This is a genomic window from Amycolatopsis sp. PSD-21, assembly GCF_055561455.1.
Genome location: NZ_CM145712.1, coordinates 1022615 through 1043355, shown reverse-complemented (window position 1 = coordinate 1043355; position 20741 = coordinate 1022615). Strand labels below are relative to the sequence as shown.

27 protein-coding genes are annotated in these 20741 nt (G+C 70.2%); 12 read left to right on the top strand and 15 right to left on the bottom strand.

Annotated features, from left to right (window positions below):
- Positions 1-2: 2 nt before the first annotated feature.
- Together ACZ1DY_RS05405 and ACZ1DY_RS05400 are read right to left on the bottom strand one after the other, a co-directional pair.
- Positions 3-1286 carry an ATP-binding protein gene (locus tag ACZ1DY_RS05405; protein ID WP_126735183.1) on the bottom strand — a complete coding sequence of 428 codons (1284 nt, stop codon included), beginning with the start codon at positions 1284-1286 and terminating at the stop codon, positions 3-5.
- 1 nt (position 1287) lies between these two features.
- Positions 1288-1992: a response regulator transcription factor gene (locus tag ACZ1DY_RS05400; RefSeq protein WP_034304815.1), complete on the bottom strand. Its 705-nt coding sequence runs from the start codon at positions 1990-1992 to the stop codon at positions 1288-1290.
- Positions 1993-2031: 39 nt separating this feature from the next.
- On the opposite strand from ACZ1DY_RS05400, the gene hisN reads away from it, so the two are divergent.
- Positions 2032-2820, top strand: a complete 789-nt coding sequence (gene hisN / locus ACZ1DY_RS05395; RefSeq protein ID WP_126735184.1) for a histidinol-phosphatase — start codon at positions 2032-2034, stop codon at positions 2818-2820.
- A gap of 181 nt (positions 2821-3001) precedes the next feature.
- Here the strand turns inward: hisN and ACZ1DY_RS05390 are convergent, their stop codons facing one another.
- The 6 genes from ACZ1DY_RS05390 to ACZ1DY_RS05365 form a co-directional block, all read right to left on the bottom strand.
- Entirely contained in the window at positions 3002-3277 is a 276-nt protein-coding gene (locus ACZ1DY_RS05390) for a hypothetical protein (protein ID WP_037316053.1), read from the bottom strand.
- Positions 3274-4077, bottom strand: a complete 804-nt coding sequence (locus tag ACZ1DY_RS05385) for a TNT domain-containing protein (RefSeq protein WP_465483758.1) — start codon at positions 4075-4077, stop codon at positions 3274-3276. The genes ACZ1DY_RS05390 and ACZ1DY_RS05385 overlap by 4 nt, the downstream gene beginning before the upstream one ends.
- 69 nt (positions 4078-4146) lie before the next feature.
- Complete coding sequence (locus ACZ1DY_RS05380) at positions 4147-4728, bottom strand: GNAT family N-acetyltransferase (protein WP_465483757.1); 582 nt, start codon at positions 4726-4728, stop codon at positions 4147-4149.
- Positions 4725-5657: a hydroxymethylglutaryl-CoA lyase gene (locus tag ACZ1DY_RS05375; RefSeq protein ID WP_126735187.1), complete on the bottom strand. Its 933-nt coding sequence runs from the start codon at positions 5655-5657 to the stop codon at positions 4725-4727. The genes ACZ1DY_RS05380 and ACZ1DY_RS05375 overlap by 4 nt, the downstream gene beginning before the upstream one ends.
- Positions 5657-6232: a PH domain-containing protein gene (locus ACZ1DY_RS05370; protein WP_126735188.1), complete on the bottom strand. Its 576-nt coding sequence runs from the start codon at positions 6230-6232 to the stop codon at positions 5657-5659. The genes ACZ1DY_RS05375 and ACZ1DY_RS05370 overlap by 1 nt, the downstream gene beginning before the upstream one ends.
- Positions 6233-6329: 97 nt before the next feature.
- Positions 6330-7154, bottom strand: coding sequence for a biotin--[acetyl-CoA-carboxylase] ligase (locus tag ACZ1DY_RS05365; RefSeq protein WP_192746656.1), 825 nt, complete (start codon positions 7152-7154; stop codon positions 6330-6332).
- Between the two features lie 80 nt (positions 7155-7234).
- Between ACZ1DY_RS05365 and ACZ1DY_RS05360 the strand changes: the two genes are divergently transcribed.
- The 3 genes from ACZ1DY_RS05360 to ACZ1DY_RS05350 all read left to right on the top strand — a co-directional run bounded on the left by ACZ1DY_RS05360 (position 7235) and on the right by ACZ1DY_RS05350 (position 9552).
- On the top strand, positions 7235-8350 hold the full coding sequence (locus tag ACZ1DY_RS05360; protein WP_257489110.1) for a C40 family peptidase: 1116 nt from the start codon (positions 7235-7237) through the stop codon (positions 8348-8350).
- Between the two features lie 65 nt (positions 8351-8415).
- A complete protein-coding gene (locus tag ACZ1DY_RS05355) occupies positions 8416-9027 on the top strand; it encodes a gamma carbonic anhydrase family protein (protein WP_465483756.1) in 612 nt (203 codons plus the stop codon).
- A gap of 54 nt (positions 9028-9081) precedes the next feature.
- Entirely contained in the window at positions 9082-9552 is a 471-nt protein-coding gene (locus ACZ1DY_RS05350) for a hypothetical protein (protein ID WP_465483755.1), read from the top strand.
- Between the two features lie 2 nt (positions 9553-9554).
- Here ACZ1DY_RS05350 and ACZ1DY_RS05345 read toward each other — a convergent pair whose 3' ends face one another.
- Positions 9555-10106 carry a histidine phosphatase family protein gene (locus ACZ1DY_RS05345; protein WP_465483754.1) on the bottom strand — a complete coding sequence of 184 codons (552 nt, stop codon included), beginning with the start codon at positions 10104-10106 and terminating at the stop codon, positions 9555-9557.
- Positions 10085-10915 carry an alpha/beta fold hydrolase gene (locus tag ACZ1DY_RS05340; RefSeq protein ID WP_465483753.1) on the bottom strand — a complete coding sequence of 277 codons (831 nt, stop codon included), beginning with the start codon at positions 10913-10915 and terminating at the stop codon, positions 10085-10087. Before ACZ1DY_RS05340 ends, ACZ1DY_RS05345 begins: the two co-directional genes overlap by 22 nt.
- Positions 10916-10942: 27 nt before the next feature.
- Here ACZ1DY_RS05340 and ACZ1DY_RS05335 point away from each other — a divergent pair, with 27 nt between their 5' ends.
- The 5 genes from ACZ1DY_RS05335 to ACZ1DY_RS05315 all read left to right on the top strand — a co-directional run bounded on the left by ACZ1DY_RS05335 (position 10943) and on the right by ACZ1DY_RS05315 (position 13556).
- Complete coding sequence (locus ACZ1DY_RS05335; protein ID WP_465483752.1) at positions 10943-11338, top strand: nitroreductase/quinone reductase family protein; 396 nt, start codon at positions 10943-10945, stop codon at positions 11336-11338.
- A 42-nt stretch (positions 11339-11380) separates the two neighbouring features.
- Positions 11381-11776: a MerR family transcriptional regulator gene (locus ACZ1DY_RS05330; RefSeq protein ID WP_192746662.1), complete on the top strand. Its 396-nt coding sequence runs from the start codon at positions 11381-11383 to the stop codon at positions 11774-11776.
- Entirely contained in the window at positions 11777-12112 is a 336-nt protein-coding gene (gene trxA / locus ACZ1DY_RS05325; RefSeq protein ID WP_126735194.1) for a thioredoxin, read from the top strand.
- Positions 12113-12450: 338 nt separating this feature from the next.
- On the top strand, positions 12451-13074 hold the full coding sequence (locus ACZ1DY_RS05320) for a LysE/ArgO family amino acid transporter (RefSeq protein WP_465483751.1): 624 nt from the start codon (positions 12451-12453) through the stop codon (positions 13072-13074).
- 56 nt (positions 13075-13130) lie between these two features.
- Positions 13131-13556: a VOC family protein gene (locus ACZ1DY_RS05315; RefSeq protein WP_465483750.1), complete on the top strand. Its 426-nt coding sequence runs from the start codon at positions 13131-13133 to the stop codon at positions 13554-13556.
- Here the strand turns inward: ACZ1DY_RS05315 and ACZ1DY_RS05310 are convergent.
- From ACZ1DY_RS05310 to ACZ1DY_RS05290, 5 genes are read right to left on the bottom strand one after another with little or no spacing between them, the layout of a single operon-like run.
- On the bottom strand, positions 13553-15316 hold the full coding sequence (locus ACZ1DY_RS05310; RefSeq protein WP_465483749.1) for a S9 family peptidase: 1764 nt from the start codon (positions 15314-15316) through the stop codon (positions 13553-13555). The two genes, ACZ1DY_RS05315 and ACZ1DY_RS05310, sit on opposite strands and share 4 nt — an antisense overlap.
- Before the next feature lie 4 nt (positions 15317-15320).
- Positions 15321-15758, bottom strand: coding sequence for an SRPBCC family protein (locus tag ACZ1DY_RS05305; protein WP_457958083.1), 438 nt, complete (start codon positions 15756-15758; stop codon positions 15321-15323).
- Positions 15755-16072, bottom strand: a complete 318-nt coding sequence (locus ACZ1DY_RS05300) for an ArsR/SmtB family transcription factor (protein ID WP_126735347.1) — start codon at positions 16070-16072, stop codon at positions 15755-15757. Before ACZ1DY_RS05300 ends, ACZ1DY_RS05305 begins: the two co-directional genes overlap by 4 nt.
- A 59-nt stretch (positions 16073-16131) precedes the next feature.
- Positions 16132-16836, bottom strand: coding sequence for a lysoplasmalogenase family protein (locus ACZ1DY_RS05295; protein ID WP_465483748.1), 705 nt, complete (start codon positions 16834-16836; stop codon positions 16132-16134).
- Between the two features lie 45 nt (positions 16837-16881).
- Positions 16882-17892, bottom strand: coding sequence for a GlxA family transcriptional regulator (locus tag ACZ1DY_RS05290; RefSeq protein WP_465483747.1), 1011 nt, complete (start codon positions 17890-17892; stop codon positions 16882-16884).
- 43 nt (positions 17893-17935) lie between these two features.
- Here ACZ1DY_RS05290 and ACZ1DY_RS05285 point away from each other — a divergent pair, with 43 nt between their 5' ends.
- From ACZ1DY_RS05285 to ACZ1DY_RS05275, 3 genes are all read left to right on the top strand, one after another.
- The gene (locus ACZ1DY_RS05285; RefSeq protein WP_465483746.1) at positions 17936-18706 is read left to right on the top strand and encodes an NAD(P)H-dependent oxidoreductase; all 771 of its coding nucleotides are present in this window, start codon (positions 17936-17938) and stop codon (positions 18704-18706) included.
- 68 nt (positions 18707-18774) lie between these two features.
- Positions 18775-19926: a sensor histidine kinase gene (locus ACZ1DY_RS05280; protein WP_465483745.1), complete on the top strand. Its 1152-nt coding sequence runs from the start codon at positions 18775-18777 to the stop codon at positions 19924-19926.
- Positions 19923-20588, top strand: a complete 666-nt coding sequence (locus tag ACZ1DY_RS05275) for a response regulator (RefSeq protein ID WP_257489123.1) — start codon at positions 19923-19925, stop codon at positions 20586-20588. The genes ACZ1DY_RS05280 and ACZ1DY_RS05275 overlap by 4 nt, the downstream gene beginning before the upstream one ends.
- The last annotated feature ends 153 nt before the right edge of the window (positions 20589-20741 follow it).

The window sequence follows — 20741 nt, the reverse complement described above, 5'->3', positions numbered from 1 at the left end:
TCTTAGCGCGGGACCCGCTCGGCAGGCCAGCGCACCTCGGCCACGTCGCCCGGCCGGGGCACCTTCAGGAAGAGGCTGAACACCGCGGGCTGCTTGCTCGACAGCTCCAGCCTGCCGCCGTCCGCCTCGATGAGCGCGCGGGCGAGCGCGAGCCCGACACCGGTCGACCCGCCGCCGGAGAAACCGCGTTCGAAGATATGCGGCGCGAGTTCGTCGGGCACTCCCGATCCGGTGTCGGCGACCTCGACGACGACGGTGCCTTCCGTGTCGCCGCGCCGCGCGGCGAGCGTCACCGTTCCCGCGCCGTGGCGCAGCGCGTTGTCGAGCAGGACGCCGACGACCTCACGCAACCGGCCCGGTGTCGCCCTCGCCCTCAGCCCGTCGGTGACGCGGATCCGCAGATGCCTTCCTTCGGCGCGAAGCAGCTGTCGCCACTCTTCGGAGACTTCGGGAAGCACTTCCTGCAGGTTCACCGGTTCGGCGCCGACCTCGCGTGCCGCGCGTGCGGCGGCCAGCAGTTCGTCGAGGGCCTCGGCGAGCCGGTCGGCCTGTTCTTGCGCGGCCTTCGCCTCGTCGACGACGTCCTGGTCGGAATGGATGGTGAGCGGTTCGAGCCGCAGCTGCAACGCGGTCAGCCTGCTCCGCAGCTGATGGGAAACGTCGCCGACGAGCTGTCGTTCGCGCTGGACGAGCTGCGCGAGCGCCGAACCGGACGCGTCGAGCGCCTCGGCGACCATGTCGAGTTCACCGACGCCGTAGCGTTTGGGATCCGGCCGGAAATCGCCACCGCCGAGTTTGACCGCGCGATCCGCGACGTGTCTCAGCGGTTTCGCGAGCCTTCGCGCGGTCACCGTCGCGACCACCGTGCCGGTGCCCACCGACAGCACGACCAGCAGCACCACCAGCAGGGTGACCTGGGTCTGGCGCGTGCGCATCGGCCCGGCGGGCACGGCCAGCTCGACCTCGCCGTGCAACGCGATCGGCGCCTTCTCGGACACCACGTCGGAACCCGGGTCGGAGCCGTACCGTTTCTCGATCTGCCCCTGGGCGCGGACGGTCAGCAGCCCGCCCTGCGGGACGCCCACGCGGACCAGGTCGAGGTTGATCGGCTGGCCGACGGCGATCTCGTTGTCCAGCGTCGCCGCGATCCCGCGTGCCGAAGAGGCGAGGTTCTCCCGGTTGAGGTTCTCGACCAGCTGCCACGCGGTGATCCCCAGCGGGATGCCCAGCACCGCCGCGGTGACCGCGACGGCGAGCAGGATCGCCAGGAGGATGCGGCGGCGCATGCTATTCCGCGTTGAAGCGGAAGCCGACGCCGCGGACCGTGGCGATCCGCCGTTCGCCGTCGCCGTTCCCGCCGGGTTTGCCCGCCCGGCCGGCGGCTTCGTCGGCCGCGATGGCGAGCTTCCGCCTGAGCCAAGACATGTGCATGTCGAGCGTCTTCGAGGTCTTCGATTCGAGGTCGTTCCACACCTCGGCGAGGATCTCGTCGCGGCTGACCACCTGGCCCGCGCGGCTCATCAGGACGCGGAGCAGCTCGAATTCCTTGTTCGCCAGCTGCACCTCGTGCAGGTCCACGGTGACCATCCGGGCGCCGAGGTCCATCCGCACTCCCCCGGCTTCGAGCACGTCGGGCGCCCGGCGGCGGAGCAGCGCACGGATGCGGGCCAGCAGTTCGGCCAGCCGGAACGGCTTGGCGACGTAGTCGTCGGCGCCGGCGTCGAGCCCGACCACGAAGTCGACCTCGTCGGTCCGCGCGGTGAGCATCAGCACCGGCACCTCGGTGCCGCTGGCACGCAGGCGGCGGCACACCTCGAGCCCGTCCATCCCGGGCAGGCCGAGATCGAGGACCAGCAGGTCCACCCGGTCGCTCTCGGTCGCGTCGAGGGCGGCGGGCCCGTCGCCGACGACCCGCACGTCGTACCCCTCCCGCTGGAGTGCGCGGGAAAGCGGATCGGCGATGGCCGGGTCGTCCTCGGCGAGTAGCACCATGCTCACCTGGCCAACTCTACGACTGCCGGGCGTGAAACCATCGTCACCGTGCCTGGCTACGAGAATGATCTGGAACTCGCCACCCGGCTGGCCGACGCCGCCGACGCCATCACCACCGCCCGGTTCCGCGCGCTCGACCTCGCGGTGGAACGCAAACCGGACCGGACACCGGTCACCGACGCGGACACCGCCGTCGAGGACGCCATCCGCGCGATCCTCGCCGCGGACCGGCCCGACGACGCGGTGCTCGGCGAGGAACGCGGCGGCACCGCGGCGACCGGCCGCGCCTGGGTGCTCGACCCGATCGACGGGACCAAGAACTTCCTGCGCGGGGTCCCGGTCTGGGCGACGCTGATCGCGCTGGTCGAAGACGGCACGCCCGTGGTGGGCATGATCAGCGCGCCGCTGCTCGGCCGCCGCTGGTGGGCCGCCGACGGCGACGGCGCCTGGATGAGCGACTCCGCCGGGGCACGCCGCATCTCGGTGTCGAAGGTCGCGTCGCTCGAAGACGCGTATCTGTCCACAACGGACCTGAACTCGTGGGTGGAGTACCACTCCCGCGAGAAGTACCTCGACCTCGTGAACGCCTGCTGGGAAAGCCGCGCGTTCGGCGATTTCTGGCACCACTGCCTGGTGGCCGAGGGCGCACTCGACGTCACCGCGGAATGCATCGTGAACCCGTGGGACGTCGCCGCGGCGCAGGTGCTGATCACCGAAGCCGGTGGCCGGTTCAGCGACCTGAACGGCGAAGCGCGCTACGACAACGGCTCGGCGCTTTCGACGAACGGTCTGCTGCACGATGAGGTCTTGGCGATCCTGAAGCGCTGACGCGCGTGGCGTGTCGCGAAAGCCACTTTCGGGACATCAGACGTCGCGAAAGTGGCTTTCGCGACACCGGGGCTGCCGGGCTGGCTGGGAAGGTGCTCCAAGGGAGCGCAGGTTGCGAAAGCCACTTTCGCAACCTTCAACGTTGCGAAAGTGGCTTTCGCAACGCCTCGGCCAAGACGGGTCACTGCGCCCCGGGCAGCAGGCCGACGGCCCCGCGCGCGACCTGCGACCACGCGAGACGCCCGAAGAGGTAATGGCAGGCGACCTGTTCGCTGGTGAACCGCGCCCAGTCGTACCGGTTTCCCTGCTCGCGCCAGAAGACCTCCCAGGCCGGTTCGGCGCCTTCCTCCTCGGTGCGCATGAGGCACCACGCGTTGTCCGTCTCCGCGCCGACCGACACCACTTCGGGCGGCACACCCAACGCGGCCAGCCACCGCAGGATCGTCCCCGTGTTCACCGAACCTCCCCCGTGACGTCCGCCAGGAAGCCCAGCGTGACGAGCTCATCGGCGCCCAGCACCGTGCGGAAGCACACCCCGCCGCCGGGCTGGCCGAACCATCCCGCGGTCACCGAGCGCCAGGCCGGCAGTGCCCGCGCGACGCGGTAACGCCGGTACGAGGCGACCTGACCGGGTGGCAGCGAGCGCATCGAAAACAAGGTCGCGTCCTCGGCGAACACCCGGCCGTGCGGATCTCCGAAGCGGTCGAGGTGGGTGCCCACCTCGAGCATCACCGGCCTCGCCGGAACGGCGTCGTCGGGCCACAGGAAACCGGTCTCAGTCACGAAACGCGCTTTCCAGTCCTCTTCGGACATTCCGCCCCACGGATCGTGGCCCCTGGTCAACTCGGCCGGGGGCGCGACGCCCGGAGCCGTCGGCGAGCGCCGGAAACCGCTGCTGACGTGGGACAACGCGTCCAGGTCGTCGAGCACGTCCGCCTCGGGATGATCCTGCGGGCCGGAACCGCCCTCGGGGAGCGGCAATTGGCGCGCGGGTTTCCCCATCGCCACCGGTAGATGCCCGATGGGGAACATGTGCACGAGGAACAGCGCGATCACGCTCTCCCGCTCGGTCCGCAAGGCCCCCATCGGAGGTGGAGCGGCGGGCTGGGGCGGAGGGAACGGCACGCGCAGCGGCGCCACCGCGGGCGGCCACGGCGAAGGCGCGTACGCGGCACGCACCCCGTGCGGCGGGGTCGGGGCGTCGTACTCGGCAGGCAGCCGGATCGGGCCCGTTCCGGCCTCGCTCGGATCGGTCACCGCAACTCCCCCAAGGATTCGGACCCCACCGGTGAACGGGGGAGGCAGCGGACAGGACGCGTCACGACCTTAGCGCCGTCCGGCGTTCTCGTCGGCGGATACCCGAAAGCGCATCAAGGCCCGCGCGGGCTGACGGCGTTCGACGAGGTCGAAACCCGCCTTCGCGAACATGCTCACCGTGCCGTGGTACAGATCCGCACCCGGTCGCTTCCCCAGTACCTCGACGGGGTAACCCTCGACGACGCGCGCCCCACGCTCGGCCGCGAAGTCGACCGCCGCCCGCAACAAGGCGGTCGAAAGCCCTTGGCGACGGCTCTTCCGGCCGACGTAGAAGCACGTCACCGACCAGACCCCGGCGTGGTCTCCCGCCGACGCCGCGACCGGTGACCTCGCCAGCCGCGGGTTGTCCGGCCGGGGCGAGACGGCGACCCAGCCGAGCGGCTCGTCGTCGGCCAAGGCCAGCAGCCCCAACGGTTTCCCGGCGGCGACTTCGGCACGGACGTGCGCTTTGCGGCCGTCCTTGCCCGCCTGTTCGAACGCGGGTCCCGTCAGCCGGAAGAAGGCACACCAGCAGCCGCCCTGCACACCTCCGGGCCCGAACAGCCGCTCGAACAGCGGCCAGGTCTCGTCGGTGAGTTCGGCGAACCTCATCCGGCGAGCGCGTTGACCACCCGGGACGGGCTCGGCCTGCCCAGTTTCCCTGCCATCCACTTGCTCGTCGCCACCAGCGCGTCGAGATCGACACCGGTTTCGACGCCGAGACCGTCGAGCATCCAGACGAGGTCTTCGGTGGCGAGGTTCCCGGTAGCCGATTCGGCGTACGGGCAGCCGCCGAGCCCGCCGGCGGAGGAGTCCACAGTGGACACGCCGCAGCGAAGGGCGGCGAGCGTGTTCGCCAGTGCCTGGCCGTAGGTGTCGTGGAAATGGACGGCCAGGGTGCCGACGTCGGCGAACTGCCCGATCAGCGCCTCGACCTGGCCCGCGGTGGCGACGCCGATGGTGTCGCCGAGCGAGAGCTGCGAGCAGCCGAGGTCGAGGAGCCGTTTACCCACCCCGGCGACCTGCGCGGCCGGGACGGCGCCCTCCCACGGGTCGCCGAAGCACATCGACACGTACCCGCGGACGTCGAGACCTTCGGCCCGCGCCCTGGTGACGACCGGCTCGAACATCGCGAACTGGTCGTCCACCGTCGAGTTGAGGTTCTTCTTGGCGAAGGTTTCGGTGGCGCTGGCGAAGATCGCGATATGCGAGACCCCGGCCTCCAGCGCCCTGTCCAGCCCGCGCTCGTTCGGGACGAGCACCGGATACCGGACGCCTTCGCGCTTTTCGAGCCCGGCCAGGAGCTGCTCGGCGTCGGCCAGCTGCGGCACCCACTTCGGGCTCACGAAACTGGTCGCTTCGAGCGTGGTCAGCCCGGCGGCGGCGAGTTTGTCCAGGAACTCCAGTTTGACCTCGACCGGGACGATCGACTTCTCGTTCTGGAGACCGTCACGCGGGCCGACCTCCCAGATCGTCACCCGCTCCGGCAGCGCGTCGGCCGACGGGACGCGGTCGGGCAGCCCCAGCTCTCGCGTGCCCATCAGCGGCGCCGGTTTCCGCGCGGCGGGTGCCCCTGCGGCGGAAGCGGCTCGGTCTGCTGCGGCGCACCCGGCGCGAAGTCGTCGTACGGGTTGTCGTTGACTTCGCGGTAGATGACCGTGTGCACCCGCTCGACCTTGGGGATGTCGTCGAACTTCAGCGGTTCGTCCGAAGCGGACTCGATCACCAGCGTGCCGCAGCCGAACACGCGGTCCAGCAGCCCGTGCTCGAACTGGACGCTGTTGATCCGCGACAGCGGGATGTCGATCCCGGTCCGCTTGAGCACGCCTTCACGGGCGATCAGCCGGTCCGTGGTCACGATGAAATGCGTCGTGCGCCAGCGGACGAACGGCGCCAGGAAGAGCCACACGACGAGACCGAGCCCGACCGCGGCGATCGCGATCTCGGAGATCAGGTCCCACGGGGCCGTCGCGTCCTTCGCGACGACGGCCAGCCAAATGCCCACGCCGAGCGTCACGATCAGCGCGAGGAACGGGAAGATCAGCATCTTGAAATGCGGGTGACTGTGCACCACGACGTGCTCGTTTTCGCTGAGCAAATCGTCCGGATAGGCCACGACGGACGCTCCCAAAGTGTGTTCGGCGCTGGTGAGCTCACCGTACCGGCGAACGGTCCCCGCGGAAGAGGAGACGCCGGAAATCGAGACGCACGGATCAGGCCTTGGCGGGCCGCACGTGGACGACGTCGCCGGCGAACACCGTGTACCGCTCACCACCCGGAACGTCGACCTGGAGCTGGCCCGCGGGATCGATGTCGGCGGCGCGCCCGGTCAGCGCCGAGCCGTCGGGCAGCTGGACCTCGACGTCCTGGCCCAGCGTGGCGCAGTACCGCCGGTAGTCCCCGAGCAGCCCGGCCTCGGCCAGCGACCCGCCGGCGAGCCGCCAGCGGCGTTCGAGCTCGTCGAAACCGGTGAGCAGCCGCGAGGCGATCTCGGCGCGATCGGTCTCCGTCGCGCCCTGCTCGGCCAGCGAGGTCGCGGGCAGGCCGCCGGGCCCGGCCGGGACGTTCTCGCCGAGCGGCAGCACGTTCAGGCCGATGCCGAGGATCACGGTGGTCTCGTCACCGGCGACGGCCTCGGCCAGGATGCCCGCGCATTTGGCGCGCTCGGGGCCGGCGAGGACGTCGTTCGGCCACTTGAGGACGGCGTCGACGCCGATGCCCGCGGCGACCTCCCGCACCGCGAGGCCCGCGACCACGGAAAGTGAACCCAAATTGGCGAACGGGACGCCGCCGGGACGCAGCAGGACACTGACGTAGAGGCCCGATCCCTTCGGCGACGCCCACTGCCGCGCGCGGCGGCCGACCCCGGCCGTCTGCTCTTCGGCGATCAGCACGGTGCGGTCTTCGGCGCCCTTCGCGGCGGCTTCCCGCAGGTCGGCGTTGGTGGACCCGGTGCTCTCCACGACCTGGATCGCGGCGTACCGGCCGGACAGCGTGGCACTCAGGCGCCCGGCGTCGAGCGCTCCCGTCTCACTCATTCGTCCAGAATATGAGAGTCCCCCTAACGTGCAAGGCGTTCGCTCGTTACGCAGAGGTGGTCTCCAATAACCTGGACGGCGTGACTGAGCCCGACCCGGCCCCGAGCGCGCCCGAAACCAGCCGGAAGAAGTCGTGGGCGCACGGCGTGGCGATGCGCGGCCTGGTCGCCCTCCCCCTGGTCGCGGGGCTCGCGACGGCGGGCTGGCTGCTCGCGGGCGGCAACGATCCCGCCCCTGCCGACGGGCGCCAGCCGATCCCCGTTCCCGCCGCCAAGCAGGATCCGGCCACCGTCGGCGGCGGCGCGGGTCCGTCGGTGCTCGAAGTCAGCGCGCCGGTGAAGGCGCAGGAGACGCCGAAGGGCGCCCGGCCGCTCGAAGAGTGGGCCGGCAAGCTCGCCGGGGCGCTCGACATCCCGGCGAAGTCGCTCATGGGATACGCGAACGGCGAACTGGCGCTGCGCGGCGAGCAGCCGAACTGTCACCTGTCCTGGGTCACCCTCGCCGGGATCGGCGCGGCGAGTTCGAACCACGGACGCGGCGGCGACAACCCGCTCGGCCTGTCGGCGCAGCAGTGGAAGAAGCACGGCGCGTCGATCCCCGGTATCGCGAAACCCGCCATCACCGATCCCGACTCCGCGTCGGTCGCCGCCGGCCGCGCCCTGTGCGCCTCCGGGGCCGACCTCGGCGGCGGCAACGGCTGGTGGAAGGCCATCGCCGGCTACCAGGGCGGCAAGGGCAACGACGCCGAACTGTTCCGCCAGCGCGTGCTCGGCAACGCCCAGCTGTACGCGACCCTGTCCCTCGACCCGGCGCGGGCCGGCAGCCCCGCCGTGAAGGCGACCCGGTTCGCCCTCGGCCAGCTGGGCCTCCCGTACGTGTGGGGCGGCAACGGCCCGGAGGCGGGCGCGGCGGGCTTCGACTGCTCCGGGCTGACCAAGAAGTCCTACGACGAAGCCGGGATCTCGCTCCCCCGGACCGCGGACAGCCAGTTCCGGGCGCTGCCGCAGGTCTCCGGCGAGCCGAAACTCGGCGACCTCGTGTTCTACGGGAACCCGGCGACGCGGATCCACCACGTCGGGCTGTACCTCGGGAACGGGCTGATGATCAACGCGCCCACCCAGGGCCAGGCGATCCAGATCCACACGTATCACTCGAAGGGCGACGACTACACCGGCGCGGGACGGCCCGCGAATTAGGCCGCGCCGGACGCCATGTCGGAAAACCGCCAGCCACGCCGGTGATCCTTTCGTAGCGTCCGGATATGCGCATTCGACATCGTGACCGGGAGCCCCGGGTACACGCCGACGCCTACGTCGCACCGACCGCGACCCTCATCGGGGACGTGGAAGTGGCCGCCCACGCCCGTGTTCTGTCGGGCGCCGTGCTGGACGCCGAAGGCTCGCGGGTGACGGTCGGCGAATACAGCATCATCGGCGAGCACGCCGTGCTCCGCGCGTCCGCGGTGGCCGGACCGCAACCGGTCGACGTCAGCGATCACGTACTCGTCGGCCCACACGCGACCTTGCTGGGGTGCACGGTCGGCCGGTGCTCCTACCTGGCGACCGCGGTGACCGTGCTGCAGACCGCGCGGCTCGGCGAGGGCACCACCGTCGCGGTCGGTGCCCTGGTGCACGCGCGCACCGAGACCCCGGCCGAGTACTTCGTGCCGCCCTTCACGGTCGCGCTGGGCGACCCGGTCCGGCTGCTCGCCGCCGGCGACCCGGCCTTGCCCGACGCCATCCGCGACGTGGGCTTCGCCGAAACCGCGTTCGGGGCCACGGCGACGTGGACCGACCGGATCCGGCGCGCCGAACACGCCACCGAAACCCGCTCGGCCGAGTTCGGTGTCCATCGGGACGACGTCGTGCTCTGACCTCAACCGGCCAAGCCACCCTTGGGCCCCGGCACCGGCGGTTACCGTGGCGCCATGCGTTCGATCGAGTTCCGCAGGATCTCCACGAGACCGGCCGGGCGGGAAACGTCGCTTCAGTTCCTGATCGACGGCGTTTCGTTCCTGGAGCTCGTGCGCGAAGCCGAACTTCCCGGCGCGCTCGCGGAACAGAAGGAGAGCATCGAGGAATGCCCGTCGGAGCCCGCACCCCTGCTCGCCGGGGATTACGCTCCCTCGACGAGGCTTTCCGCCGAGCATCTCCTCGGCGGGGCGCCGGATCGCGTTCCGCAAGGCGTCGAAGACGACGAGCACCTCCTGCTGGGGTGCACTTGCGGTATCGACGACTGCTGGGCGTTGGTGGCGAAGATCGTGGCCGCCGAGGACACGGTGACCTGGTCGGCTCTGCGTAATACGTACCGCGACTGGGATTACGGCAGCATCGGTGATCTGACGTTCTCGCGGCAGGACTACGAGAGGTCGCTTCGCGCAGCTTTCGGCGATGGGTAGCGCTAGTGGGGCCGGCGCAGCCGGTGGACGGCGGGCATCGGCATGTCCCGGGAGAACGGCCAGCCGATCCCCGGCCGGATCCCGGCCAGCAGGCGGGACACGAAGGTCCCGTGACTGCCCACCAGCACGACACCGCCGTCATGCTCCTCCGCGAGCCGATCGACGGCGGCCATCGCGCGCGCCGTCAGCTGCCGCAGGCTCTCCGCGCCCGGACGCGCGAAATCCGGATCCGCCCAGCATCGCTCGTAGTGCGCGGCGTAGTCCGGTGTCGGCTCCAAGCCCGAGTCCCACTCACGTAGTTCCCAGCGTGTCGTGACTTCGAGCCCGGCCTGCCTGGCCGCGGGCTCGACCGTCGCGACCGCTCGCCGGTACGGACTCGACACGACCGCCGTCGGGTTCATCGCGGCGAGTTCGTGCGCGAGCAGTTCAGCGGCGGCGACGCCGGCCGCGGTCAATGGCCGCTCCGGATCGTCGGGCCTCCCCGGTGATGGCGGAACGAACTCGGCGTGCCGGACCAGGACGACCTCGCAGCTCACGCCCGCTCGGCCAGCCACTCGAGCGCGGCCTCCCCATGACGGAGCACCGAGACGTGCCCGTCCTCGGGAAAGACGCGCGACTCCGCCGTCGCGCACTGCCGGGCCAGCCATTCGCCGTGCGCGGGCGGCACGATCCGGTCCGCGCCACCGTGCAGGTGCAGGACCGGCGCCCGGACGTCGGACGGCGCGAACCCCCAAGGGGCGACGTACGCGAGGTCGTCGTCGATCAGCCCGCCCGGCCCGCCCTCGACCGCGGGACCGACCACGTCGAGCACCCACCTCCAGTCGCCCGCCAAGGCCGCGTGATCCGCCGGGGTGAACATCTCGGCGTCGTATTCGGCGGTCGCCTCGTACCGCTCCTTTTCCGCCCGGCCCGCCGCGGCCGCCCTCAACGAGGCGGCTCCCGCCGCGCCCATCCCCGCGAACCAGTCCAGCCCTTCGGCGTCGTACGGAGCCAGGCTCGCGACGCAGACCAGCGCCGACACCCGTTCCGGCACCAGGGCCGCGCAGGCGAGGGCGTGCGGCCCGCCTCCGGAATGCCCGAAGACCGCGAACCGCTCGATCTCCAGGGCGTCGGCGATCTTCGCGACGTCCGACGCCGCCGACGCGACATCCCGGCCGGGCCGCGGCGAAGAACCGCCGTAACCGGGCCGGTCGTAGGAGACCCACCGCAGCCCGAGCCGCTCGGCGGCCGCGAACAGCGGGACCGGCGGGGCGCCGATGTTCGGGGTGCCGTGGTGCCAGAAGACCACCGGCCCGGCCCCGCCGGTGTCGTACGTGTGAAGCGTGGTCCCGTCCCCCAGGTCCACGTCGGACTCGCTCACCATGGCCCGAGCGTAGGGCACCCTGGAGCCATGTCCCGCTATCACGAGATCAAGCACCGCGTGGCGACGACCTTTCAGCGCCACGTCGGCAACCCGATCCTCGGCCGCCTGCCGTCCCAGCCCATCCTGGAGACCACCGGCCGCAGATCCGGGCGGTCGCGGAGCACGCCGATCGGTGGCCGCCGGGTGGGCCGCTCGTTCTGGATCGTCTCGGAGTTCGGCGAGAAGTCGCAGTACGTCCGCAACATCCAGGCCGATCCGCGGGTCCGGCTCCGGCTCAAGGGGCGGTGGCACACCGGCACGGCGCGCCTGCTCCCCGACGACGACGCCCGCGCCCGGCTGAAGACCCTGCCCACGGTCAACAGCGCCGCCGTGCGGGCGATCGGCACGAACCTCCTCACCATCCGGATCGATCTCGACGACTGAACGTTTGCCTTGACGCCAAGGGCAAGGTTTACGCTCGGTTCCATGCGGATCGGCGAACTCGCCGCGCGTACCGGAACCACCACCCGCGCGCTGCGTTTCTATGAGTCACAAGGGCTTCTCGACGCACGGCGCGCGTCGAACGGCTACCGGGAGTACGACGAGGACGACTACCGCCTGGTGAACGAGATCCTGACCCTGCAAGCGGTCGGGCTCAGCCTCGAAGACACCAGGCCGTTCGTCGAGTGCCTGCGCGCCGGGCACGAGACCGGTGACTCGTGCGCCGATTCGATCGAGGTCTACCAACGCAAACTCGCCGAGGTGGACGCCTGTCTGGCCCGGCTCAACGACGTGCGGGAAAGCCTGCTGACGAAGCTGGCGGGCGCGCTGAAAACGCCGCCGGGGCCGTGCGTCGTCGTGCCGCGAAACGAGGAGGCCTGAATGTCCCTTTCCGTCGTCACCGACGAAACCTTCCAAGAGCTCGTCCTGGATCAGGACACGCCCGTCCTGGTGGACTTCTGGGCGCAATGGTGCCCGCCGTGCCACATGATCGCGCCGGTGCTCGAACAGATCGCCGAAGAGCGGGCGGGCTCGCTGCTCATCCGCAAGCTCAACTCCGACGAAAACCCGCTCACGGCACGGAATTATCAGGTCATGTCGCTGCCGACGCTGATCCTTTTCCGGGGCGGGAGTCCAGTGTGGACGACCGTCGGGGCCCGGCCGAAGGCCAAGCTGCTGGCCGACCTGGACGCCGCTCTGCAGCCCGCCCTCTCGTGAATGGTGAGGGTTAAGGCAGCCGTGTCGGCGTTGCGAAAGCCACTTTCGCAACGTTGAAGGTTGCGAAAGTGGCTTTCGCAACCTCGGCGCCTCCCGGTGCCCTGGCGGCATGTCGCGAAAGCCACTTTCGCGACGTCTGATGTCCCGAAAGTGGCTTTCGCGACACGAGCACCGGAGCCGACGAACCGCTGAAGTAATTGTGTTGCGCCGCGCCCCGTCCGTTCGCATCCTTCTCCCATGACTTCGACCCGCGCCTTCCTGAACCCGTCCTCCGTCGTCCGACGGGTGCGGGTGCAGCAGCAGGCCGGGCCCTGGCGGAGGCCGACTCCAGTCCGGCCGTGAGCGCCGCGCTCGTCGCGGGCCTGCTCGCCGGGTACGGCATCGCCATCCCGGTGGGCGCGGTCGCGACCTATCTCGTGGTGCTGACGGCGAGATCGGGCCTCAAGATCGGCGCGTACGCCGCGCTCGGCGTCGCCACGGCCGACGGGTTGTACGCGCTGGCCGCGGTTCTCGGCGGCGGCGGGCTCATCCCCGTCATCGAACCGATCGCCGTACCGCTGCGCTGGGCGTCGGTGGTGGTCCTGCTCGCGCTGGCCGTCCACATCGGACTCAGCGGGATCCGGAACTTCCGCGCTCACGCGAAAGCCGAGGTGACCCAGCCGGTCGCGATCGGGCCGCTGAAGGCGTACCTGAGCCTTCTCGGGATCACCCTGCTGAACCCGATGACGGTGGTCTACTTCGCGGCACTCGTACTCGGCAGCGAGGACATGGCCGCGGCGAGCGGAGCGGAACACGTGGTCTTCGTGACGGCGGCGTTCGCCGCCTCGGCCAGCTGGCAATTGTTCCTCGCCGGTGGCGGCGCCGTGCTCGGCAAGGCGTTGACCGGACGCCGCGGGCGGCTGGTGACCGCGCTGGCGTCGAGCGCGCTCATCACCGTGCTCGGGCTGCGACTGCTCTGGTGAGAAACGGTCGCGAATCGAGGACCGTGGTTGTCCGCGTCGGTTGCGAGGCTGTGCCCATGACCGAAACCAAGGAACGCCCCGCCGACCTCCACACCTACCTCGCCTACCGCGACGCCCCCAAGGCCCTGCGCTGGCTCGAACGCGCCTTCGGCTTCGAGACCGTCGTGGAATACGCCGACGACAGGGGCCTGATCCTGCACTCCGAACTGCGGCTCGGCGAAGTCAGGATCATCGTGTTCAGCGCGGAGGAGGACTACGACCGCCCGGTACGCAAGGGCGAAACCGTCGGACACGGTCTGTACGTGAGCCTTCCGACGCAGGAAGCCGTGGACGCCGTGTTCGCCTCCGCCATCGAAGCCGGCGCGACGTCGGTCTGGAAACCGGAAGACACCGAATGGGGCAACTACCGCTTCCGCGTCGACGACCTCGAAGGCTACGAATGGACTTTCGGCACGTACGTCCCCGGCGAACCGCAAAGCTAGAGCAGCCGCGCGAACCACTCGCGAGAGCGGCGAAGCAGATCCAGCTGGTGATCACGTCCGCGGAGCGAATGCCCTTCGCCGGGATAAACGACGAGGTCGTGTTCGACGCCGAAGTGGCGTAGTGCGCGGTGGAAGAATTCCGCCTGAGACAAGGGAACGTTCGTGTCTTCCGCACCGTGCACGATCAGCACGGGGGTCTCGATCTTCGACGCGTAGGAGATCGGGCTGAGCCGATCGTGCCGGTGCGGTCCCGTTCCTTCCCAGCCGATACTCCCGCCGTGCCCGGCTTCCACCACCGGACCGAGTTCACCGGTCGCGGCGAGCATTCCCCAGTCACAGATCCCGGCGACCATCAGCGCCGCCTTGAACCGGCGGGTCTGCCCGACGGCCCAGGCCGTCATGAATCCGCCGTGGCTCCCGCCCGCGATCCCGAGCCGCTCCGGATCGGCCACACCTTCGGCGATGAGGAGATCGATCCCGGTTTCGATATCGCTCCATTCCTCCAGGCCTACCCGTCCCGCGACGGAAGCGGCGAATTCGTGCCCATGGCCTTGTCCCCCACGGGGATTCGGCAGGAAGACGGCGTGCCCAGCCAGGGCCAGCCACTGCGCCGACGGGAACCAGCCCAGCATGAAGCCGTCCGCGTGCCGGTCATACGGTCCGCCGTGAACCCGCGTGACCAGCGAGAAAGGTCCGTCGGCCCGAGTCTTTCCCGGCGGGAGAACAAGCAGGCCGTCCAACGCGAGGCCGTCGGACGCCTTGTAGGACAACCGTTCCTGGGAGCCCCACGAAATCCCGGCGAACTCCGGCGCCGTTTCACTCACCCGTTTCAGCGGGCCGCCGATGGGTCCACAGTGGACATCCTTGGGCCGATACGCGGTGCTCAGCACGGTGACCACGATTTCGCCGTTCGAGGCCAGCGCATCGGCATGCCCGCGCCAGAACGCCACCTCGCCGTCACCGAGCCGATGGAGGGCCGTGTCGAGCCCGTCGGCCACGAGCACCAGAGGAGCACCGGAATCGACCTGCGCGAGCTTGTCCGGGCAAGCCGATTCCGGTGTCAGGTTGCGATGTTCCCCTTTCTCCACGGGAACATCGAAGACCGCCCTGCCGCCCACCACTTCCGGATTCCCGAGGTACGCGACGTGCCAGCCGCCCTCGTCCCGCCACCAAACCGGGGAGGTGGCTTCGAACGTCGCCTGGCCCAGCTCACGACGTTCACCGGTTTCCAGGTCCAGCACGGAAAGCCGAGGTTCGAGACCACCGGAATCGAGTTCGGGCGTCGGCCAGGTGACCACGGCGAGCGCCCCGGCGTCCTGACGTCGGGCCACGTCGACCACGTGGTCCTCGACCAGTGTCGTGATCTCACCGGTTCGCGGGTCGAAGCTCCGCAGCCGTGCCGGACGGAGACTCTCGCTCCAGACCCGGATTTCCGCGGCGGGCGTCTCGTCTTCGGCGATGAACACGATCCGCTCACGCATCGACAGGAACGCGGTGATCTCACTCCGCCAGGCGAACAGCGGCCCGTCCTCCGTGTGAATCAGCCCGTCGCGGAGGAAATGGAGAGAATCCGGCGACCACCGGGGCGAGGAACCTTCAGCCACCTTTCGCGGCTTCTCGCCGCCGTCCACAGCGGCGAGCCAGATCTCGGGGACGCCCTTCGCGATGGTCGAGACCTGGTAGGCGATCCACCGCCCGTCCGGGGAAAGCGCCGGGTTCGACGGGACACGGCTGTCGACGATCAGCTCAGCGGTCAGCATGCGTTCATACTGCCGACAATGCCTTCCCCAGCGCATCGAGCCAGTCGGCCGTGCCCTGTTCCCGCCACGCCGGCTCTTCGTGACCGTCGAGGAAGGTGCCCTGTTCGGTCAACGTCAACCGGGTGCCGCCCTCCTCGGCTTCGAGCAGGATCGTCGTGACCGACACCGTCGCCAGGACGTCGTCCGCGGAGAGCCTTCCCGCGTAGACGATCCGCTCGTTTTCCGCGATGTCCTCGTAGCGGGCTTCGAAGACCGGCCGCTTGCCGTCGCCGGGACCGCTGATGACCTCGCGGCCGCCGACCCGGAAGTCCAGGGAGTGCCCGCCGCCGGGCACGGTGATCCAACCGGCCTTCGCGGCCGGATCCGACCAGGCGGCGAAAACGCGTTCCGGCGGCACGGGGTAGACGCGCTCGAGGGTGAAAGTGGCGTGTTTGACGGTCATGGCCTTTTCCCTTCGTCGGTGTCCAGAAAGCCGCCAAGGCGATCGAGCCGGTGTTCCCAGCCGGTGCGCTGCCCGCCGAGCCAGTCCTCGGCCATCCGCAGCCCCTCCGGTTCGAGGTGGCAGGTGCGGACGCGCCCCGCCTTCTCCGACCGGACGAGCCCGGCGGATTCCAGCACCTGGAGGTGCTGCATCACGGCGGGCAGCGACATCGACAACGGCTGTGCGAGCTCCCCCACCGAGGCGGGTCCCCGGGTGAGGCGCTCGATCATTTCGCGGCGCGTCCCGTCGGACAGCGCCTTGAACACCTGGTCCATGCGTTGGTTAGGCACATGCTTAACTATCCGCCCGGGCCGGACGATAGTCAAGCAAGTACTTAACTTTCCGCCGTCATGCCTTCGACGAGCAGCCACTGCGACGCGAGGTACGACGTCAGCACGAAGGTTTCGAGGTTGGCCCGCACCCGCTCGCTGGTGACGAAGTTCCGGCGGATCAGGATCGCCAGATCCGACGCGGAGAACAGCAGCGCGCCGGCCGCGATCCAGGTGCGGCGGTCACCCGACGGGACCACCATCCCGCCCGAGACCTTGGCCTTCGGCGCCAGCACCGGGTCGGCCGCGAGGGTCGACGTCGTGCTCAGCAAGCCGCCGTAGACCGAGAGCACCGAAGAGACCGGAGAGGGCTTCGGCAACGCCATCGCGACCGCGGCCGCCGCCCACGCCGCCAGCCTGGGCGGCGCCGTCGCCGCGCGCGGGCGAGCACCGCGGCGCCACAACAGCGCGGAATACAGCACCTGCATGACACCGAACGACGTCGCACCCCTGATCAGCTGGCCGTCCTCGTCGGACCTGCCCATGAAGTGGTCGCCCGCGCCCGCCGCGATCAACGCGGTGACGAGTAGGCCCTTCTCCCCCGGCGCGAGCCCACGCGCACGCGCGACCCTGGCGGCGAGCACCGGGACCGCGGCCGGTTTGGTCGCGAGTCGCAGCTTCCGATTACCTGTCCGCGCGGAGTACACCGTGCCGATCGCGGCACCGGCGAACAACACCCGTTCGGCGAATTTGAGGGCCTTCACAACCACCTCCGGAACTTATCTCCGGGTAAGTTACCAGGCGGTCAGCTGAATTCAGACGGCTTCGCGGAAGGTGTTCCGATAAGCGCTCGGCGAGACCCCCAACGCCGCCTGCAGATGCTGGCGCAGCGACGCGGCGGTGCCGAAACCCGCTTCGGTGGCGACCTTGTCCACCGGCAGATCGGTCTCTTCGAGCAGCTGACGGGCGCGTTCGATCCGCTGCTGGGTCAGCCACTGCAACGCCGAGATCCCGACCTCGTCGCGGAACCGCCGCGTGAACGTCCTCGTGCTCATCGCCTCTTTCGCCGCGAGTTCGCGCAACGTCAACGGCCGGTCGAGGTTCTCGAGCGCCCAGGCCCGCGCGGCCGCCGTCGAGGAGGACTGCGGGTCCGGCACCGGCCGCCGGATGAACTGCGCCTGCCCGCCCTCGCGGTGCGGCGAGACGACCGTTCCGCGCGCGACCTCGTTCGCGATCGCGGCACCGTGGTCGCAGCGGATCATGTGCAGGCAGAGGTCGATGCCGGACGCGACGCCCGCCGCGGTCAGGACGTTCCCGTCGTCGGTGTAGAGCACGTTGGGATCGAGGTCGACCTTCGGGAACTTCGCCTGGAAGTCCAGCGCCGAACGCCAGTGCGTGGTCGCCTTCCGGCCGTCGAGCAGGCCGGCGGCGGCGAGTACGAAGGCACCCGTGCAGATCGACGCGATCCTGGCTTCCGGCCGGATCAGTTCCAGCGCCCGCGCGAGCGGCTCGGTGAGGTCGTGCCCCGACGGTTCGTATTCGGTGGACGACGCCGGGATGACCACGGTGTCGGCCTCGGCCAGCACCTCCGGCCCGTGCGCGACCGAGATCGTGACGTCGGCGTCGGTCCGGACCTGGCCGGGCTCCGGCGTGCAGGTGACGACCTCGTAGAGCGGCTCGCCGTCGGCGGATTTGGCCGTGCCGAACAGGCGGGTGACGATGCCGAGCTCCATCACCAGCATTCCGTGGCGGACCAGCACGGCGACCCGATGGCGGCCGGGATGCGCGAAAAAGCCCATGGCTCGATTCTTGCACATGTTGTCCATCGGGCCACTCGTCCCGGCCCGGAGAACGCGCGACGGTGGGATCATGAACGTGCTGTGGATCTACGCCCATCCGGAACCCCGTTCCCTCAGCGGCTCGTTGCGCGACGAGGGGTTGCGCGCCCTCCGGGCGCAGGGCGCCGACGTCCGGGAATCCGATCTGTACGCGATGAAGTGGAAGGCCGTGGTCGACGCCGACGACTTCGGCCGGGCAGCTTCCCCGGACCGGCTCATCGTCGGCTCGACGTCGAAGAACGCCTTCGAGACCGGCGAACTCGGCGAGGACATCCGCGCCGAGCACGAAAAACTGGCGTGGGCGGACACCGTGATCGTCCAGTTCCCGCTGTGGTGGTACGGAATGCCCGCCATCCTCAAGGGGTGGTTCGACCGCGTCTTCGTCAAGGGTTTCGCTTACGGCGTCCAGCGTCCCGACGGCCGGACGGCGCGCTACGGCGAGGGAGCGCTGGCCGGGAAACGCGCCATGGTCGTGCTGACCGCGGGCGCGCCGGAGGCCACGATCGGCCCGCGCGGAGTGAACGGCGAAATCGGCGATCTGCTGTTCTCGTTGCAGCACGGGACACTCTGGTACGCGGGCATGTCCGTCCTTCCCCCGCTGACGATCTGCGGCGCCGACCGCGTCTCGCCCGAGCACTACGAAGCCGCCGTCGAGGCGCTGCGCGAACGGCTGCGGACACTGTCCACTCAGGAACCGATTCCGTTCCGCCACCAGAACGGGGGCGATTACGACGACGATCTGGTCCTGCGCCCGGAGCTCGCGCCGGGGCGCGGCGGGATCGGCGTCCATCTGTCCCGCTGATCTCCACCCTGGGGTTGACCTCCGCCGGACGGACGCGCACGCACCGCACGTCCGGTTAAGTTCGCCGTATGAAACAGCCGTCGGCGCTCCCCCAACGGGTGGCGTACACGATCGACGCGCTCCTCGCGCTGGTGCTCGTCGTGGCCGTCGGCGGGAACCTGGGGGCGCGGACCTGGACGTTCCTCGTCCCCATCCCGATGTGGCTCGCCTGGGCGACGGTGGCCGCCAGCGGGATCGCGATCGCGCTGCGGCGCCATCGGCCCCTGGTCGCCTACGGCCTCGGCCTCGGCAGCCTGGTCCCCGCCCTGCTCGCCGGAAACGGGCTCGGCCCGGCCGCGCTCCTGGCCACCGCCTGCACCCTGTACACGGTGGCGCTGGAACACCCGCGCGCCCGTTCGCTGATCGCGATGGGTCTCGGCCTGGTCGTCGTCATGATCTTCGAGTTCCTGCGGCTGGGGCCGAACACGATCGCGTCGACGGCCTTCGCGGGCGGCGGGGTGGCGGGCTCGTGGGCGCTGGGCTGGATGACGCGGCAACGGCGCGCGAACCTGGCCCAGCTCGCGGAAACCCAAGCCGATCAGGCGGTTTCCGACGAACGGCTGCGGATCGCGCGCGAGATGCACGACGTCGTCGCGCACAGCATGAGCCTGATCGCGGTCAAGGCGGCCGTCGGCAACCACGTCGCGAAGGAACAGCCGGAAGAAGCCCGCGAAGCGTTGCGGGTCATCGAACTCACCAGCCGCGAGACGCTCGTCGAACTCCGGCGGATGCTCGGCGTCCTCCGTTCCGGTGATGGGACGCCCGAGGCCGCGCTCGGCCCCGCGCCGAAACTCGCCGACCTGCGGACCCTGGCCGAACGCGCCGGACAGGCCGGAGTGCGCGTCGAGCTGTCCGGCGAGGCGGTGGACGACCTGCCCGAAGGTGTCGCGCTTTCGGTCTACCGCATCACGCAGGAGGCGGTGACCAACGTCGTGAAGCACGCGGGACCGTCGGCCTGCCGGGTCACGATCACCGAAGGCCCCGGCGAGGTCAGCGTCGAGATCGTCGACGACGGGCGCGGCGAGGTCTCGCCGCCCGCCGCGGGCGGGCACGGCTTGATCGGCATGCGCGAACGCGTCGCCGTCTACGGTGGTGACTTCGAAGCGGGCCCGTTGCCCGCCGGGGGATTCCGGGTGTTCGCGCGGTTGCCGTACGCCGCCAAGGAAGTGGGGACACGATGATCCGCGTACTGATCGCCGACGACCAGGCGTTGCTGCGGGGCAGCTTCCGCGTGCTCGTCGACAGCGCGCCGGACCTCGAAGTCGTCGGGGAGGCGAGCGACGGCGCGGAGGCCGCGGAACTCGCCGAGAAGGAACGCCCCGACGTCGTGCTGATGGACGTCCGCATGCCCGAGCTGGACGGGATCGAAGCGACCCGGCGGATCTGCGCGTCGGCCACCACCGAAGGCGTCCACGTGCTGATGCTGACCACGTTCGACCTCGACGCCTACGTCTATTCGGCGTTGCGCGCGGGCGCGAGCGGATTCCTGCTGAAGGACACCCCGCCCGCCGAACTGCTGAGCGCGATCCGCGTCGTCGCGGCGGGCGAAGGTCTGCTCGCCCCTTCGATCACGCGAAGGCTCATCGCCGAGTTCGCGCGGCTGCCCGACCCCGGTCAGCGCGTGGCGGCTTCGCTGGACAACATCACCACGCGCGAACGCGAGGTCCTGAGCCTGATCGCGCGCGGCCTGTCGAACGACGAGATCGCCGGGACCCTGCACCTCGGACTGGCGACCGTGAAGACGCACATCGGTCACCTCCTGCACAAACTCGCGGCGCGGGACCGGGCGCAGCTGGTGATCGCGGCGTACGAATCGGGGCTGGTGCGCGCCTCCGTCCAGTGACCAGGTGCGTCGCCGGTACCGCGTGGGTCAAGTTGGTCGTGAGTGGCGTTTCGGGTTAGAACCCGAAACGCCACTCACGACCACCCCGACCCATCGGCCCCCGCACGCGCCTCCGTCCAGCCACGGACGTTGCCTACGCCACACGCGAAGTGA